Genomic DNA, 15,627 nt, shown 5'->3' on the forward strand with positions numbered 1-15,627 from the left:
ATTCCACGCCTAATCACACTATCGAGACATGAGAATCCGTTTATCACCGACCTCGCTAGAGCTGTTTCCGTCCGGTTTGAACCGGCAGGGGTAGCAGGCCCGGTTTCGAGATGAAGTTGTGGTCGCTGCCAAGCCGATTGGCGGGGATCAACACTCCCGCAACGGCGAGGCTCAAGCGGAGGTGATCCTGCAGGATTGCGAAGCGGAGCCGCAGGCCTACCAGCGCGAGGTGCGCGACAGTCTGCGCGAGAGGGTGGTGAGCACCAGCACGAGCGGACTGCACCGCTTCTTCGCGCGCCACAAGATCAGCCGTAAAAGGGGATCTGCACGCCGCCGAGCGAAGCCGTCCCGACGTGATGAAGGCACGCGAGGACTGGTTTAAAGGTCAACTCGACCTGGATCGCGAGCAGACGGTTTCTCTGGACGAAACAGCGGCGGCCACCAACATGGTCCACCGCCATGGCCGGGCTCCGCGCGGCGAGCGCTGCCGCGTCGCGGTGCTGCACGGCCGCTATAAGACAACCACGGTCACGGCTGCCCTGCGGGCGAGCGGTCCTTCCAGTTTCAACCTGATGAACGGTATGTGGTTCCTCCGCTACATCACTGACCTCGTCGTGTCGGCCTGCCTGATGACATAATTGTGATGAACAACCTGAGCGCCCACAAGGTGGAAAGCGCGGGGGATACCATCGAAGCAGCAGGCGGTTGCTTGCCGATCTGGGATCTAAAGCAACTTGAATATAATTAGTCAGATTTAATGCGAGAAGCTGTTAATGACTGTGAGTTGTCCTGCGATTTGATTATATATTATGAAACGCAGGTTTTCTTGCACACGCGCGATCTTATCGTTTGAACTTTTTCCAGCGCCTGCTTCAGCGAAGGCAAACGCGATTCGATCAGTATTCACCTCAGAAACACCCGCTAGTCCACCTGGTCCTTTGAAATGTTTCAATGCCCATGTAGGTCCAACACCATTTAAACTCTTCGTGACGACAAAGTTGACATAACCACCAAACTCGCCATCAGTACCTGAAATCGATTTATCGTTCTTTAAATGTGTCGACTGAACCGCCATGGCGACTGTTTCACGCAGCCCCAAATTTCCTGCGAGGTTGGTATTCACAGTCGGAGGGCAGTTGCCTGGCGAGCTTTTTAAATCGTTGTAGAGTTGATCAAGGTCGAAATAGAGTGTTTCCGTATAGTTCTGCTCCCGCGATTGGCTTAGTGTCGCATTCACCCCGAAGCTAAAGGTCTGGTCGAGGTAGGTCAGAGATGGTGTCAGCCCACCAGTGTCGTTCACTGTCAAGGTGAGCTGCGCGGCAGCTACCATTCCGCCAAGAAACCGTCGATAGTCGGGAATTCTCAATATATCACCAAGCTCGCAGGCTATCTTGTCATCAATCGAGCGAACCGTTGGGAGCCCAGTGTCTTGGTCATAGGGTATATCGAAGTGTGGCACCACTTCTGCGCAACCACTCAGAAACGCCGAGCAGCATAAGGCCACAACGAATGTGCGCATCATGATCACCGAATCGGAAAAGATCTAAGGATATTTTTTTGCATAGCCGAGAGGCTTGACGTGTCCGACAATATCAGTTCCCGGGGCACCCCATCTGCGGCACCAGTCCTTATTGATGGATGGATACCACTTGGTCTGTTCAGGTCCGATCGCGATTAGACAGTCACAGAGATTGCGACCTGATTTTTGCTCCCGCTTCTCTTTTCGGTAATCGTCATCGATGACGTCGAAATTCATGACAAAGCCTCCACATTATCGGATCGCTGAAATGCCATATCGAATCAGAATTATGCACGAAGCTGACCACATGTCCCGCGGTCTGACAGTGTCATTCCTGCAACTGATTGGAATTTTGTGACTTGGTGGTTTCACACCCAGGTGAGACTGGTCGCGACTGATTCACGAGCGTTCCACAGGCCCTGCCGATGCGGGACGTTCCAACCCTGGCCCAAGTTCGTTCCACACACGTCCCTTTCCATTTTGGAACGGGTATGCTACAAACGTCTAAGATGCATGTGGAACGGAGCAGCCTCCATGCTGATCGGCTACGCCAGGACGTCGACCACGGATCAGGTAGCGGGCCTAGAAGCTCAGGAGCGCGATCTCAGAGCCCTTGGCGTGGAGGAGCTGTTCTCAGAGCAGGCCTCGGCCGTTGGGCGTAGGCAGGGGCTGGAGAAGGCCATAGCCTTCGCACGGAAGGGAGACACCCTCTGCGCCACCAAGATCGATCGCTTGGCCCGGTCTGTCACTCACCTATGGGAGATCGTCCGACGTCTGGAAGCCAAGGGGGTGGCCCTCAAGATCCTTGATCCCGATCTCGACACCTCAAGCTCGGTGGGGAGGCTCATCCTGTCCATCATGGGAGGAATTGCGGAGTTCGAACGCTCCATGATGCTGGAGCGGCAGCGGGAGGGGATCGCTAAGGCTAAGCAGGAGGGGAAGTACAAGGGACGTCAGCCAACCGCACGGAAGCGGACGGCGGAGGTGGAGGAGCTAGCCGCTCAGGGCCTGTCCATGGGAGCCATCGCGAACAAGCTCGGGATCGGCAAGGGATCGGTGCATCGCATCCTGAGCGGGAAGCTCGTATAGGGCTACCCGCAACAAATGGCGCTCTGCGTCCAGGCGCCACCTGGCACCCACTCGAAACCCTCGGCAGCTTCCTCCAACTCTCGACGTGTATCGATATCGAAAACAGGGTCTCCTGTTTTCGATATTCGCACAGTGCCAGATCTCCTGTAGGGTGGGCAGAATATCTTGGAATTATATCATTTCCGTCTCCTTTTCACAATATTTTCTTATTTGCGATCCCGATTATTCGACGAATAATTTGTTATCTTCCGATCGGCTGAACTCTTGAGCATTCTATTTGACCGTGCGAGTTAAGATGATCATTGACGCTTATGCTAAGTCCCGTCAGAAAACTTCCTGGGTCGCAAGCCGCAAAGCCCGATCCGTTATAATCGACGTTCGTTCGCACTCTGCCATTCACCGGCCTTAGTTCATCATTTATTGCTGAGACCTGACTTTTGAGATTTCGTACATCTTCCAATTGGTCTTTCAGCGGTTTAATCTGTTCAGAGATATCTGCAACCTGTTTTTTCAGGCTAGTGATATCTGCAATCAAACCGTTAATGTAGGTCGTTGTTGATATGACTGCGGCAATCACGCTGCCAGCAACCGTTAGTATCGCCCACATCGCTTTCGTTTTGCTTGAGAGCGTTTTGATAGAAATATTGCTCATGCTTACCCCTTCGAAGTTCAATGCTCCGCCACGATCGCCGCCCTGACCGCGTCCCCAGGATCAGGCAGCCGCCTGGGCCGAGTAACCGGCGAGGCCGTCATTCAGAGTTTTCGTATTGCCCAGCTGGAACACGCTGAGCTAGCTCACAAGGTACAACGTGTTTGGGACGGATGCAATGTCAGAGACTACTCGAGGCTGCTCTGCACCCTACTTCATCCAACAGAGAGATCTTCCTTATTTCCCATGATAATACGTCGTCGGTTCAAATCGGTCCTCCACTTCATAGACGGAGAATCTCCCTGAAGATCGAACATCCAGAGGTATATATCGCTTGGGTATACGGCAGACCACCTCCATTGTGGATTGGGAAAGAGCCGAAATTCCAAGCGCTAGGGCATGTGGCTTCGATCCAATTGCAACTCCTGTGGTTACGTCGGACCTGCTGGACGAGAGAAAGGAATTAACTGATGCGATAACGCCCTTAACGTCTGTTAGAGACACATCACTACGCTGCACGTTTGGCTCGGAAAGAATGCTCGTCAGCGCGTGGCGCTCGCTGTCCGGCAACTTATCTGGGTGTTGGACCAGGCTTTCAGAAATAAGAATGAGATGTAACCTACGCGGCTCGTAACGTTCAATAAAAGGCACAGAAAGTCCGACTTCTCCCCCCATCGTTACGATGAGATCGCGCTTGCTCGGAAACAAGTCAGCCTCAAGAAACGGAACTTGCTGCGAAATCCACTCTCCTTCCGAGATAATCCCTTTGCGCTCCGCATTATCTTCCGTCAAAAGCGAATGCGAAACGTCCAAGGAGTACTCACCTTCCGCATAAATAAAATCTATCCTCGATGTGTAGCCTCTCGAAAACGAGATCGCGAGAAGGTACAGCAAGTATGATTTTGGCATACAGGTTGTGTCTATTAGCAAGCGAAGTGGCCGGCGCGCGGCGACAGCTTTGTCAGCTAAAAACTGCTCGATAACGGGCGTATTATGTGAATATTCCGTGGACCTCTTCAGGTGTAATACGGAAAGGTTGTCAAATTTCTCTCGGAACAGCTTCGACTGCTCGTCTTTTTTCTGCAATTTTTCCACATCTGAGGAGGCGAATCTCAGAAGATAGACGTTTGCCGTTAAGTCCTTTATAGCTTTTAACGCAGCGATACTCCGCTGCTCCCAGCTCAAAGCGCCTAATGCGAAATCATACGTGGTTCGCAGTTTTAACTCGGGAAGGTTGACAGCTTGATTAATAAATAAGTTCCCGCTGATGAGCAAATCAGTCATCGCTGGTCGCCGTCGAGAGAGGAAGAGAAAGTTGGGAGAATGAGAGGCTTAGGTTACGGCTCGCCAGGGCATTCGCCCAAGTCGTCGGATCGACGGGTGTCGCGCGGTCGCATAGAGGCCAAAAATCTCGCGCGTGGAATTGTACGGTTTCGTACGCGCCTCGGAAGGAAAAATGATAGTAGGGCGAGAAGCGTTTGTGGAGACGGAAGGTTATGACCTGGGGCCCCGAACCGGCGAGGTCGAGATTGCCTCCACCCACATCGATAGCGCGAACATATCCAGATATTTCTGCTAGCCTTATAAGTGATTTGACCACGGCATCATTAGCCGCTTCGCTTGAGTGCTCTTCTTTTCCCTCGAATGTGACTGCGAAGATGCCCCGTTCAGATCGTCCAAGCACTCTGGGGTCGTTCGGGTTCGATTGCAAGATAGATGTCAGCGTTCCAAGCCCTTGGATAAACCTCAGGAGGACGTCAGCCTCCCTTTCGGAACGAGAGCTCACTCCGCTAACATAAGCTTCAGACGCTTCGTAAATGCCGTCCGTCTGGATGTCGAAGGCAATCGGTGTTCGGGCAGTCGCAAACTTATCCAGGCTGGTGCTGGACCGAGGGTCGAGCTTCTGGCGTCGGGCGTAGTGCTCAAAGATGCTGCCAAGGATCTCAAGAAAGTCTCGAATGGATCCATCAGCAAGGGAGGTTATCACGTTTACCCCGGCAAGGGGCGTCCTTCGAAATTTGAGTTTGGATGATAGCTGCAGCAAGGCAGCTCTTTGTTTGCGACGCAGCCAAGCCTCAAACCGAATCTGGCCGATTCGATCGACCTTGACCTCGAAGTTTTCCTGGCCTACGGGTGGAAACTCAACTTGAAATGAGTCTTCTCTCCCCTGCCACAACATCAGCAGGTAGGTCTCATAGTAAGGAAGGTAATCAGGTTGGACTGCAAACCGCTTTCTGTATCTTGCGTTCTTAAGTGTCCGTCCGATAAGGGTACGAGAGGTTGTCAAAACGGACCGCTTCAACGAGGGAGACGGACACTCCGTTTGCAACTTGCCGTACCCTTATCGGACGGACACTTAAGTGAGAGAAGTTCTCGCACTCTGGCGCTGGCATCAGAGAGCCGTTTAGCAATTGGGTTGAAAGATTTCGCGACCATGAGCGCGATCGTCTCGTTTATCGATCGCGTCCTCAGCCTTGAACTAAGTGAAAAAAACTTTTGGACCTCGAACTCATTTAAATTAGGCCTAGCCTCTGGTGAAATAGAAAACAGGAGCCTGAGACTTACTACTGCTTCGCACAACTCTTTAAAATCATCCTCTTTTCGATCGTCTAACGAGCGTACTCGACGATCGGCGTCGGTAAGCGGTTGTTGTGCGATGAACGTCTCCGATGACTCGAAGGATGACCCCACATAGCTGATTACCCACGAAACCGGGTGCCTGCTTATCCGCACTAGTGTATTTATGCTTCTCTGCTGCTGAACACTCAGAACCTCACAATCATCGAGACAAAATTTAAAGCCGATGGATCGGAATGTGTCATGACTAGTTGCGACGAATTCAACAGCCTGGGAGAGCTTACTCGTTACGTGGAGCAGAAACTCTCCAGGTTCACGCGGAGGTAGGGCGGAAGAGATCTGAAACAGTTCGCCACGGCTTGCCGACTCGTTCATGGCACGAACCATGTTTCTGAGCAGCAAGCTAAGCTCTACGAACGTACGCGTCGTCCTCTCTGAGAAATTCCGTATCGCAGAAAACTCAGAAATGATCCCCTCGACAATCGATAACTCTGCGCCAGGCTTAATCCTAATCTGGCCGTCCATCCTCAGCTCATGGCAGGCAGAGATAGCCTTTTCGGCACATGCGAGTTCAACGAGCAAGGAAAAAAATCGATGAAACTGCATCTCCGCACTTGCAAAATCCGTAGCCATAGTCGTCCACGGCTCAAACAGGAGCGATGTACTCAAATGGTCCGGGAATCTGATATATACTCCAATATGATCAAAATCGGACATCTTCTTCTGAAGTCAAAGCGACTCGTTTCGAGATAGATCCTCCCAGCAAACGCTCCTCAGCAGCGTGGTTTTTCCACTCCCCCGACTCCCACGAACATAAATAGATTTCTCTTCCGCCAGCTCTTCAGCAGTTTTCGTGAACCAAATAAGTTGGAAGCCGTCTCGCTGATGCTCCCAACGCGTCGGCCGAAACGGATTGAAAGAGTAGGAGTTCATAGAGTTGCTCCGATGATCCAGTGCTCCGGGTCCAGATCTAGGTTTTCAATCTGAATATGCCCGTCTGTCGCTAGGAGCTCAAGCTCTTCGATGAGCTGATTCTTTACGTCGAGGCTGTAAATGCTCTCGGCTTCACGCAAGGCGTCCAGCCAATAAATTTCTCTGCTCTTCAGCAGTACAGAGTAAAGGTTGGGCAGTGTTTTACTAGAAGACCGACGTCGATTTCCAAGTAAAGCAACCCTCATCGTCTCGACCTCTCGGATGACCCCCGAGTTCGAATATCTCCACTTTCGGATCGCACAGCTTATCGGTAAACCGTTGGCATTGCTGATAACCTCCACTATGTTGTACCCGTCAGTTATCAAGGGTGCAGAGATCATAACGACCGGTGGCGTACCAGGTCTGTTTAGGATTTCGACTGGGTCGTCGTGGATATGACCATGCAAATACAGCACAGGACGATCAAGCTCTTGAAGGGTAGAGCGAAGCGCACCGGAATTGACCAGTTCCGTGTAAGGCGCCAGCCGGGGTTGTCTTTGAGGCAAAAGGTTGTGATGAGCGCTGACGATGAGAAAATCGCTGCCTAGATGGCGCGCGGCTATGGCCTGGAGTACATTGGTAGAGAACGCAGGAGTATCGAACTGACGCTCATAATATTCTCTTGTTGCCTTCTCGCTGTTGCCGGAGCTAATAGCTTCGTCGATGGCAGATGCCACACCTCCTCTGAATTCCTCGGGAATAAACTCCTGAGCCCCACATCCCCAACTGCTGTTTAAAAGCGCAATGGATGCAGACGATTTTCCACTTTGTAATTTGATCCAGATCGGATCCTGTATGGGCATGTTGCTCAATCCTACTCTAGCAAGAGCATCACGCAGGGGTAGAAATTTAGCGACCAGAGCCGGATTCTTGGCGAGATCGCGATTGACATCGTGATTACCTGGCAAGACACCGACAGGTATGCTGTGAAAGACTCCATGTTGCCCAATCTGCAGGCTTTTAGCGATGTACTCGGCACACGACTGAAATCCGTCCAATGTGCCATAACTGGTAAGATCACCCATCACAAGAACTGCCGTTATCTCATCTTCGACGAGATGCTTGTAAAGACGTTTGTAAACGGTCTTTATTGGCCGTTCGCTCAATACCGATTTCAAGTCTGACGGGAACCGTCTGTCCTTCTCATCGAGATTACTACCCGTCCGACATGCATCCGGTAGGTGAATATCGCCGATCTGGAGAATCCTGATCCTATTTAGCACTTAAGTATCATCCCCATACCAGATCGTCTTCGTCGAACTCTCTTGGACCTCATTAGAACCACCTGATGGTTGGATAATGCATGCGCCTCCTGCCTATGAGGGTGAAGTCGTAGTGCTACCTATGGTCCATACTGAATGCGAAATACCCACCAAGGCAAGGGCAATCGTGCGATCCGGATCGCTATGGCTGTAGCTGGCTGCGGCAACCATGAATCGACTATGGAAAAAAGTTCCATCTGAAAACGCGAGTAGCACAGTTGGTGGCACAGCGCTTTCTGGACGTCCATCTCAGGGCTTCGTATGATCGCCTCTGAAAGAGGTGATCGGAGCGGTTCGGAAATAGCTAAGCCATTGAAAACAGGCCCCTGTGGCGGAATCGGTAGACGCGCTCGACTCAAAATCGAGTTCCGCAAGGAGTGCTGGTTCGATCCCGGCCAGGGGCACCAACGCCGAGAACACCCTCTGTTTTTTGCTGGGCTTCACGGCCGAGGCGCCTCATGCCTCGACCGTTGTCTGACCTGTGCTGGCGGCTGTCGGAACGCGTCACGCCCTGGTCGCATCCCGGCCGGCCGTCGCGAAGACGATCCCAGGGACGGACCGTGTCCGCAGGAAGCGGGCGCGCAGCAGCGCCACGATGGCGGCGCTCCCGATCGCTGCCGGGACGGCGACCGCAAAGGCCTCGGTTTTGGCGAAGCCGGCGGCGAAGAACCCGCTGCTCAGCGCGAGCAGGAACCCGTAAGCCGTGAGCGTCGTCGTGGCGAGGGCCATCGACCGGGCGGAGGGCACGTCGCTGGCCGGCTTCGACCCGCGAAGGAATTTTCGGAAGCGGAGGGCCGGCTTCTCGACCAGCCACCATGACGCGAAGGCGATGCAGCAGACGACGGGCACGCAGGCGAGGATGCTCCAGAAAACCTGCCGATGGTCCGGAAAGAACTGCGCGAACGTCTGCTGGATGGGGAATGCGTAGAGGTAGATGCCGTAGGAATAGTCGCCGGTCGAGAACGGATAGGGCAGGGGGACTCGGCAGCAACCGACGAAGACGATCAGGTAGGCGAAGCCCGCGAGCGCGACATACACGAGATGCGGATCCCTCACCAGGAGGAGACCGGCGCCGGCACAGAGGCCCGCGAAGTCCCACCGGAAGGGGATCCTGTCGCGCCAAACGTACAGCAGGTTGCCGAGGGCGAAGGACAGCACGAGGAAGCGCGACAGGACGACGCCGTCCGCACCCGAGGTCGGGGCGCCGCCGATGTCGGCCGCGACATTCGCCAGGATCAGCGCGCAGGCCGCGACCGTCACGCCGAAGCGGCGCAAGCGAAGCGCGACCTGCAGGCCCAGATACATGTAGCACGTCAGTTCGGGGGCGATGGTCCAGAGCGAAACGTTGACGAGCCCCGGACGCGGGTTCGTCTCGAACACGCCCGGAAGCGCGACGCTCACCTTGCCGACGAGGCTGCCGAAGTATTTGAAGAAGAGGGGATCGGTGAAGTACGACGCGAGGGGGCGCGTCGTCAGCAGGCTCCCGAGCACGAAGGCCGAGATCAGGATCTCGGTCGTCAGGGCCGGCAGGATGCGCAGGGCCCTGAGCCCGAGAAACGTCTTCAGGTCCCGCGTCCGCTCGAAGCTCCCCATGACGAGGAACCCGCTGAGGGCGAAGAACATCGGCATGAGGGCCGACAGCGGCGCGGAATAGGGGCTCGCCCAGACGGCGAGCTCCGCCTCCAGCCCGTAGGAGGTCATCACGCTGTGCCAGCACAGGATCGCGAGGGCGAGCGCGACCCGCGCGGCGTCGAACCCGGGGCCGATCCCGCCATGGAGCTGAAGCTGGCGGCCGATGCTGGGCATTCCACCTGTCTCCGAGGTCTGCATCGCCCAGATCTGTAGAACGTCGTCCCCGGAGGACCAGGGACGAGTCACCTCATCATTAATGGGTGATGTCCGGCGCCACGGCGGCCACGGCGGACGGCCGGCACGGCCCTGTCCGACGACGGCGAGCCGCCGACGAGGCACGCTTCCAGAGCGCGGCTCGGCCGCGACACAGCGGATCGGGGCGGCTTCGGACCCCGGATGCTGCGCCGGCCCGGCGCCTCAGGCCACCCTCGGCCTCCGCCCGTCGATCCTCGCGCGCGGGGACGGGCCTTTCTGCCGCGGCGGGGGGCGGAACGCCAGGGTGAAGACCGTCATGATCAACATCGGCGGCTCGCGGGACGCCAGGCCGTTGTTGCTGCTGCCGATGAAGAAGCAGAGGGCCACCGCCATGACCAGGGCCGCCGACGCGCCCCTCAGCGTCACCCACTGGAGATAGGCCAGCACGAGCGCGAAGATCGCCGACCACAGGGCGCCGAAGATCGCGACGAAGACCACGATCACGCTTTCCACCGCGACGAGGTGCAGCTTGGCCGTCGCGTAGTGGGTCACCGCCGGCATCCCCGGACCGAACAGGAAATCGGTCCAGGAGAGCGTCGAGAACACCTGGTAGATGACGACGCGGGCTTCGGCGTTCTTGTCCGCGAGGCCGCCCTGGAAGCGGTCGAGGGCACCCGCCGCGTAGAGAACCGCCGCGATGAGCGGCACGGCGAGCGCGGCCGCGAGCACGACGACGACGCGGCGCTGGAAGCGCCGCTGCGGCACGACGTTGGGCCGGATGGCCGCCACGGCCAGGAGGAACACGCAGACGCTCCCGCCGAGGAGGGCGGTCCTGGCGCCGGAGGCGGCGAGCGCGAGGTAGAAGGCCGAACACATCATCACCTTCGTGCGCCGCGTCCAGTCCGTCGCGGCCGTCAGCGGGATGCACACGGCGCACCAGAGACCGAAGGTGAGGGGATGGCTCGACAGGCCGATCGGGCGAAAGGTCGGCTCCCCCTCGGTGAACGGGAGCAGCCGCGTCTTCGTCGCGAACTCGACGACCCCGACCGCGGCGCTCACGAGGAAGAAGGCGAGCAGCGCCTTGCCGATGCCCGCGCGCATCGCCGGCGGGAACAGGAACATGAGCGCGGCGAAGCACGTCATGACGTAGCTGTCGATGAGGAACCCCGCCGAGCCGGCGTTGCCGCGCAGGCCGGCGAAGACCAGCATCGACAGGCAGCACCCCGACAGCAGCAGGATGGCCCGGACGACCCTGGTCTCCCAGGCGTTGAGTTCCACCCGGAAGGCGACGAGCGTGAAGGCCGAGACGGCCATGAAGCCGTAGAAGCTCGGATGCACCTTCTCCAGCATCGAGCCGCCGTCGGTGCTGTAGCTCATGAACTGGTTGAGCAGGAGCTCGCCGACGGCGACGCGCGAGACGAACAGGGCGGCGACGACGACGTAGACCGCCGACAGGACGGGCGAGGCGAGGCGGCGCCGGCCGGTCGCCGCCGTGGCGAGGGCCGTCATCGGGCCGGGCGTCCGGGCGCGCGTAGCCCGAGCGCCGCGAGCGTGGCGGGATCGAGCACGGTCGTGTCCTCGCCCGTCGTGATGCCCATGAAGGTGCCTCCGACGAGCGCCCACACGGCCCAGCCGAAGCCGTGGGCCTCCGCCTCCGAGCGGACGTCCCGCTGCCAGTTGAGGGCCGACGCGGCATCGGCGCCGGCGTGATCCGCGAAGAAGCGCGCGACGCCGAACTCGCCGAGGATGACCCTGTCCGCCGCGATGCCGTGCGACGAGGCCCAGGCCGCGACGCCGTCGAAGTCGCGGGCGATCCTCGCGCGGTCATAACCGCCCCGCACGAACGCGGCCGCCTTCTGCAAGGCTTCCACGGTCACGTCCCTCCGGGCGCCGGGCGCGAGGCTCCGGTCCGCCTGCACGTTGGCGAGGACGAGGCTTCGCACGTCCCCCGCCGTCCGCGACGGGTAGGGCAGGCCGCCCAGGTACCGGCGATAGGCGTCGTCGCCCGGCGCGCCGGAGACGCCCTGGTGCGTGAAGTCCAGGGGCTCGTAGTAGTGGAAGGTGTAGAGGACGTTGGGGTCGTGCAGCGGGGCGGGATCGAGCAGCACGAGCGCGTCGCGCGCGCTGCTCCGCCCGCCCGAGGCCACGAGGGTCAGTCCGGGGGCTTGGCCCCTCGCCGCGGCGTGCATCGCCTCCACCATCGCCTGCCAGCGCGCCGCGCCCGCCGGATCGTAGGCGGTGTCGGGTTCGTTCATGAACTCCAGGGCGAGGCGCGGATCGCGCTCCGCGCCGAGGAGGTGCGCCGTCCGCCGGATCGTCTCCAGGTAGGAGCGGAACGCCGCGCCGTCGAGCGCGGCGACGTCGGCCCGCTTGTCGTTGGCCGCGACCAGGTCGTTCGGCGCGAAGTCGACGATCACCGCCAGGCCGCAGCCGCGGATCTGGCGCACGACCCTCAGCAGCGTCGCGTCGAGCCCGTCCCGCGCCGCGCCCGTGAACTGCTGGAACGGGCCCGGATCGACCGCCAGCCTGATGAAGTCGAAGCCTGCGGCCTTGGCGTCCCGGACGAGGCCGAGGGGCACGTCGAGCCCCGCTCCCGCGAAGGGCTCCGCCGCGTAGCGGCCCGGCTGCCCGTCGCGCAACAGGGCCCAGCCCAGGCGGGATTGGATCGAGGCGCCTCGCCTGAACAAAACGGGCCCCGCCGCGCCGTCGTCCGCGCCGGCCGGGCGGGGGGTGGACAGCAGGCCGGCCATCAGGACCGCCCCGAGGCACGCCCGGACCCGTCGCCATCTCGTCAGATCACACATGTCGAGAGCCCAATCCGCGGGTCGGCGCCCTGGAGGGGAGCGCCCGGACCGCCGGTCTGGCCGAGCTGACCACGGATCCGTTGAGATCCGGTGAGGCCGGGCCGCGGGGCTCCTCGCGGCGAGGCCCGGGCGGCTCGCCGTCCGGGCGTCCGCGGCCCGTCCGGGCGCTCGCGGCCGCGCGTCGCGCGGCCCAGAGGGGGATGATCCTGTCGCCGAACAGCAGGAGCAGCGCCGCCGCGTAGGCGAGGGCGCCCGTCCCCACCTGCAGGCCCAGCCCGAGCGGCGTCGCGGGGAAGGCCCAGGCCCGCACGGCGAACACCATGGCGGCGTTGGCCACGGCGATGCGGGCGAGGGCGCCCGCCGCCAGCGGCAGCCGGTGGCGGACCCTCGCGACCGCGAGGCTCGCGGCGAGGGTGACGAGGCTCGCGGACAGGCACCCGAGGCAGGCCCCCCTCAGGCCGCCCATCTGCAGCCCCACGATGCAGAGCGCGACGGTGGCGCAGGCCTCGAAGACGTGGAGGCCGAGCACGAAGTTCGTCCTCTCGATGAGGAGATAGACCTGGTCGACGAAGTGCAGGCGGAGATTGCGGAGCGCGGCGACGCAGGCCGCGACCGGCAGCACCACCAGCGTCACGTCCCTGAAATCGGCGCCCACGAGCACGCCGGTGAGGGAATCCACCACCGCCATGGTGCCGAGGGTCGCGGGCGCGAGCAGGCCCACGAGCAGCGTCCCGTTGAGGCTGAGCTGGTCGAGGCCGGCGCGCAGGCCCCGCTCCTCGACCGACCGCACCGCGAGCGGGAAGGCGGCGGCGCTCAGCAGCATGGCGAGCACGGCGATGAGTCGCTGCCCGAGGTTCCAGCCGACCGACAGGAGGCCGAGCGCCGTCGCGCCGTCCTGGTGCTCCACGATGAAACGGATGCCGATCTGCGACACCCAGCTGAACCCACCCGCCAGGAGCAGCGGACCGCCGTAGGCGAGGGCCGAGCGCAGGTGGCCGCGGTCGAACCGCACCCACGGGCGCACCAGCAGCCGCAGCCGGACCACCAGGGGCGGCAGGAGGGCGAGCTGCACGGCGGCGAAGCCGCTCATCACGGCCGTCGAGGGCGGCAGGACCTTCGTCAGCGCCAGCCCGAGCGCGAGGCCCAGGATCGGACCGACGGTCTGGGCCGCCGTGTAGGCCGCGATGTCGCCGACGGCCCGCCCGCGCTCGGCCACGTGGTTCAGCGTGGTCCGGCTCGCGAAATAGGCCACGGTCGCGGCCACGAGGCCGAGGTCGGACGTGCGGCCGATCCAGAACAGGGCGGCGAGGGCCACGGGACCCTGCGCCAGCGCGGCCGCGAGCAGCACGGCGTTCTCGCAGGGCTGGTAGGCGGCGGTGTCCCGCATGGAGGGGAGGTAGCGGACCGTGTAGGTGGTCCACCAGGACACGCCCAGGAGGACGCCGAGTTCCTGCGTGGCGATCAGGAACAGGATCTCGCCGTAGGTGTCCGGCTGCAGCATGTGCGTCCAGACGACGAAGCTCAGGAACTGCGCCAGGGGCCCGAGGAACTGCGCGGGGGCGTAGCGCAGCGTCTGCCGGATCAGCATGGGGGACGGTCCTCGCTTCGTGCCGCGGGCGGCGCCTCGCCGGTGGCGGTCGACCGGTGCCGCGTCATGGCCGCACCAGGCGCGCGAAGGCCGCGAGATAGGCGTCGACGGCGCGTTTCGGTGCGAAATCGGCCGCCCGCGCGACGCGGGGGGCCGGGTCGCCGGGCGCGGCGAGCCAGCGCGCGAGCGCTCCCGCCAGCGCGTCGGCGTCCCCGACTGGGACGAGGCTCCCCTGCAGGGGATGGTCGAGGATCTCGCGGGGTCCCCCGCAGTCCGTGGCGACGACGGGCAAGCCGGCCGAGAGGGCTTCGACGACGACGTTGCCGAAGGACTCGCTGTCGGAGGTCACGACGAGGACGCGCGCCCGCCCGTAGAGCGGCCAGGGATCGGCCGCGTAGCCGGGCAGCGCCGCGCGGCCCCCGAGCCGGGCCGCGGCCCCCTCCAGCGCCGCGCGGGATGGGCCCTCGCCGTAGATCTCCGCCCTGACGTCGGATGGCAGCGCCGCCAGGGCGTCCAGGAGCAGGTCGAACCTTTTGCCGGGCACGAGCCGCCCCAGCGCGAGGACGAGGGGCGGGCGCGCGAGGAGGTCGGCCTCCGTCGCGGCCGGGCGCGCATGGGCCGGCACCGGGTTGGCGATCGTCGCCAGGCGCCCGGCGGGCGCGCCGCGCCGTCCGAGGTCGTCGGCGATGCCCGCCGACACGCAGACCGCGAGGTCCGCCAGGCGGACGAGCAGGGGCGAGGACGCGTAGGCGATCCGGCCCAGCCGCCCGGCCATCGCGGCGGCGAAGCCGTGGAACGAGACCACGACCGCGGTCGGCGCGCGGGCGAGGCGCTTGGCGGCGACGAGCTTCAGGCTGGCCGGCGCGTCGATCGCCAGGGCGACGTCGGGCCGCTCGCGTGACAGCCACCGCGCGAGGGCGAGGACGCCGCGCCCGTGCCCCCGGCCGATGACCACCGTGGCGACCCTCGGGTCGAGGTGGGCCGCGTTGGCCTCGTCCTCCCATTCCACGATGAGCGTGGTGAGGACGCCCGCGTCGGCGAAACCGGAGGCCAGGAGCGCTGCGACGCGCTCCGCGCCGCCCCCCGACAGGCTCGGCACGTAGACCGCGACCGAGCGGACCGGCCTGCCCGTCGTCGGCGCCCGTCCGGCGCCGGCGGCGCGGGTCGGCGGCGCGGTCCCGAAGCTGGACGGCTGCGCCGCCCCTTGCTCCCGGCCCGGCACGTCTGCTTTCAAGCGTAGATCGGTCATGGGAGGTCCGAAATGCTGCCGGGCGCCACGCGCGCCGGCCCCCTCGGGGACGCCCCCCGGCGGGCGACGGGCGGCTCGCGATGGGTGCGGT

The 15,627-nt window shown here is 61.5% G+C and carries 13 protein-coding genes, 1 tRNA gene and 1 pseudogene; 3 read left to right on the forward strand and 12 right to left on the reverse strand.

The annotated features are described in order from the left end of the window. Positions 1-353: 353 nt before the first annotated feature. Positions 354-638: a hypothetical protein gene (locus L7N97_RS19500; protein ID WP_237479939.1), complete on the forward strand. Its 285-nt coding sequence runs from the start codon at positions 354-356 to the stop codon at positions 636-638. A 116-nt stretch (positions 639-754) separates the two neighbouring features. On the opposite strand, the gene L7N97_RS19505 is transcribed toward L7N97_RS19500, so the two are convergent. Together L7N97_RS19505 and L7N97_RS19510 are read right to left on the reverse strand one after the other, a co-directional pair. Further along, positions 755-1,522 carry a hypothetical protein gene (locus L7N97_RS19505; protein ID WP_237479940.1) on the reverse strand — a complete coding sequence of 256 codons (768 nt, stop codon included), beginning with the start codon at positions 1,520-1,522 and terminating at the stop codon, positions 755-757. Between the two features lie 21 nt (positions 1,523-1,543). Next, positions 1,544-1,756, reverse strand: coding sequence for a hypothetical protein (locus tag L7N97_RS19510; protein WP_237479941.1), 213 nt, complete (start codon positions 1,754-1,756; stop codon positions 1,544-1,546). A gap of 297 nt (positions 1,757-2,053) precedes the next feature. On the opposite strand from L7N97_RS19510, the gene L7N97_RS19515 reads away from it, so the two are divergent. Beyond that, positions 2,054-2,608 carry a recombinase family protein gene (locus L7N97_RS19515; RefSeq protein WP_237479942.1) on the forward strand — a complete coding sequence of 185 codons (555 nt, stop codon included), beginning with the start codon at positions 2,054-2,056 and terminating at the stop codon, positions 2,606-2,608. Between the two features lie 241 nt (positions 2,609-2,849). Here L7N97_RS19515 and L7N97_RS19520 read toward each other — a convergent pair whose 3' ends face one another. The 5 genes and pseudogenes from L7N97_RS19520 to L7N97_RS19535 all read right to left on the reverse strand — a co-directional run bounded on the left by L7N97_RS19520 (position 2,850) and on the right by L7N97_RS19535 (position 8,029). Then, positions 2,850-3,260, reverse strand: a complete 411-nt coding sequence (locus L7N97_RS19520) for a hypothetical protein (protein ID WP_237479943.1) — start codon at positions 3,258-3,260, stop codon at positions 2,850-2,852. Between the two features lie 234 nt (positions 3,261-3,494). Then, a complete protein-coding gene (locus L7N97_RS19525) occupies positions 3,495-4,541 on the reverse strand; it encodes a hypothetical protein (RefSeq protein WP_237479944.1) in 1,047 nt (348 codons plus the stop codon). Beyond that, entirely contained in the window at positions 4,534-5,436 is a 903-nt protein-coding gene (locus tag L7N97_RS19530; protein WP_237479945.1) for an ORC-CDC6 family AAA ATPase, read from the reverse strand. The genes L7N97_RS19525 and L7N97_RS19530 overlap by 8 nt, the downstream gene beginning before the upstream one ends. 119 nt (positions 5,437-5,555) lie before the next feature. Continuing rightward, a pseudogene (locus L7N97_RS30570) lies at positions 5,556-6,767 on the reverse strand (ORC-CDC6 family AAA ATPase). Beyond that, a complete protein-coding gene (locus L7N97_RS19535) occupies positions 6,764-8,029 on the reverse strand; it encodes a metallophosphoesterase family protein (RefSeq protein WP_237479946.1) in 1,266 nt (421 codons plus the stop codon). The pseudogene L7N97_RS30570 and the gene L7N97_RS19535 overlap by 4 nt, the downstream one beginning before the upstream one ends. Positions 8,030-8,390: 361 nt before the next feature. Between L7N97_RS19535 and L7N97_RS19540 the strand changes: the two genes are divergently transcribed. Then, a tRNA-Leu gene (locus tag L7N97_RS19540) sits at positions 8,391-8,475 on the forward strand. Between the two features lie 97 nt (positions 8,476-8,572). Here L7N97_RS19540 and L7N97_RS19545 read toward each other — a convergent pair. From L7N97_RS19545 to L7N97_RS19565, 5 genes are all read right to left on the reverse strand, one after another. Next, complete coding sequence (locus L7N97_RS19545) at positions 8,573-9,874, reverse strand: acyltransferase family protein (protein WP_237479947.1); 1,302 nt, start codon at positions 9,872-9,874, stop codon at positions 8,573-8,575. A gap of 243 nt (positions 9,875-10,117) precedes the next feature. Further along, a complete protein-coding gene (locus L7N97_RS19550) occupies positions 10,118-11,404 on the reverse strand; it encodes a VpsF family polysaccharide biosynthesis protein (protein ID WP_237479948.1) in 1,287 nt (428 codons plus the stop codon). Further along, positions 11,401-12,645 carry a glycoside hydrolase family 5 protein gene (locus tag L7N97_RS19555; protein ID WP_237479949.1) on the reverse strand — a complete coding sequence of 415 codons (1,245 nt, stop codon included), beginning with the start codon at positions 12,643-12,645 and terminating at the stop codon, positions 11,401-11,403. The genes L7N97_RS19550 and L7N97_RS19555 overlap by 4 nt, the downstream gene beginning before the upstream one ends. Before the next feature lie 46 nt (positions 12,646-12,691). After that, positions 12,692-14,287 carry a lipopolysaccharide biosynthesis protein gene (locus tag L7N97_RS19560; RefSeq protein WP_237479950.1) on the reverse strand — a complete coding sequence of 532 codons (1,596 nt, stop codon included), beginning with the start codon at positions 14,285-14,287 and terminating at the stop codon, positions 12,692-12,694. Between the two features lie 64 nt (positions 14,288-14,351). Then, positions 14,352-15,536 (reverse strand): glycosyltransferase, encoded by a 1,185-nt coding sequence (locus L7N97_RS19565; protein WP_237479951.1) that lies wholly within the window; start codon positions 15,534-15,536, stop codon positions 14,352-14,354. Between the last annotated feature and the right edge of the window lie 91 nt (positions 15,537-15,627).

The sequence above is a fragment of the Lichenibacterium dinghuense genome (genome assembly GCF_021730615.1).
GTDB classification, from domain to species: domain Bacteria; phylum Pseudomonadota; class Alphaproteobacteria; order Rhizobiales; family Beijerinckiaceae; genus Lichenihabitans; species Lichenihabitans dinghuensis.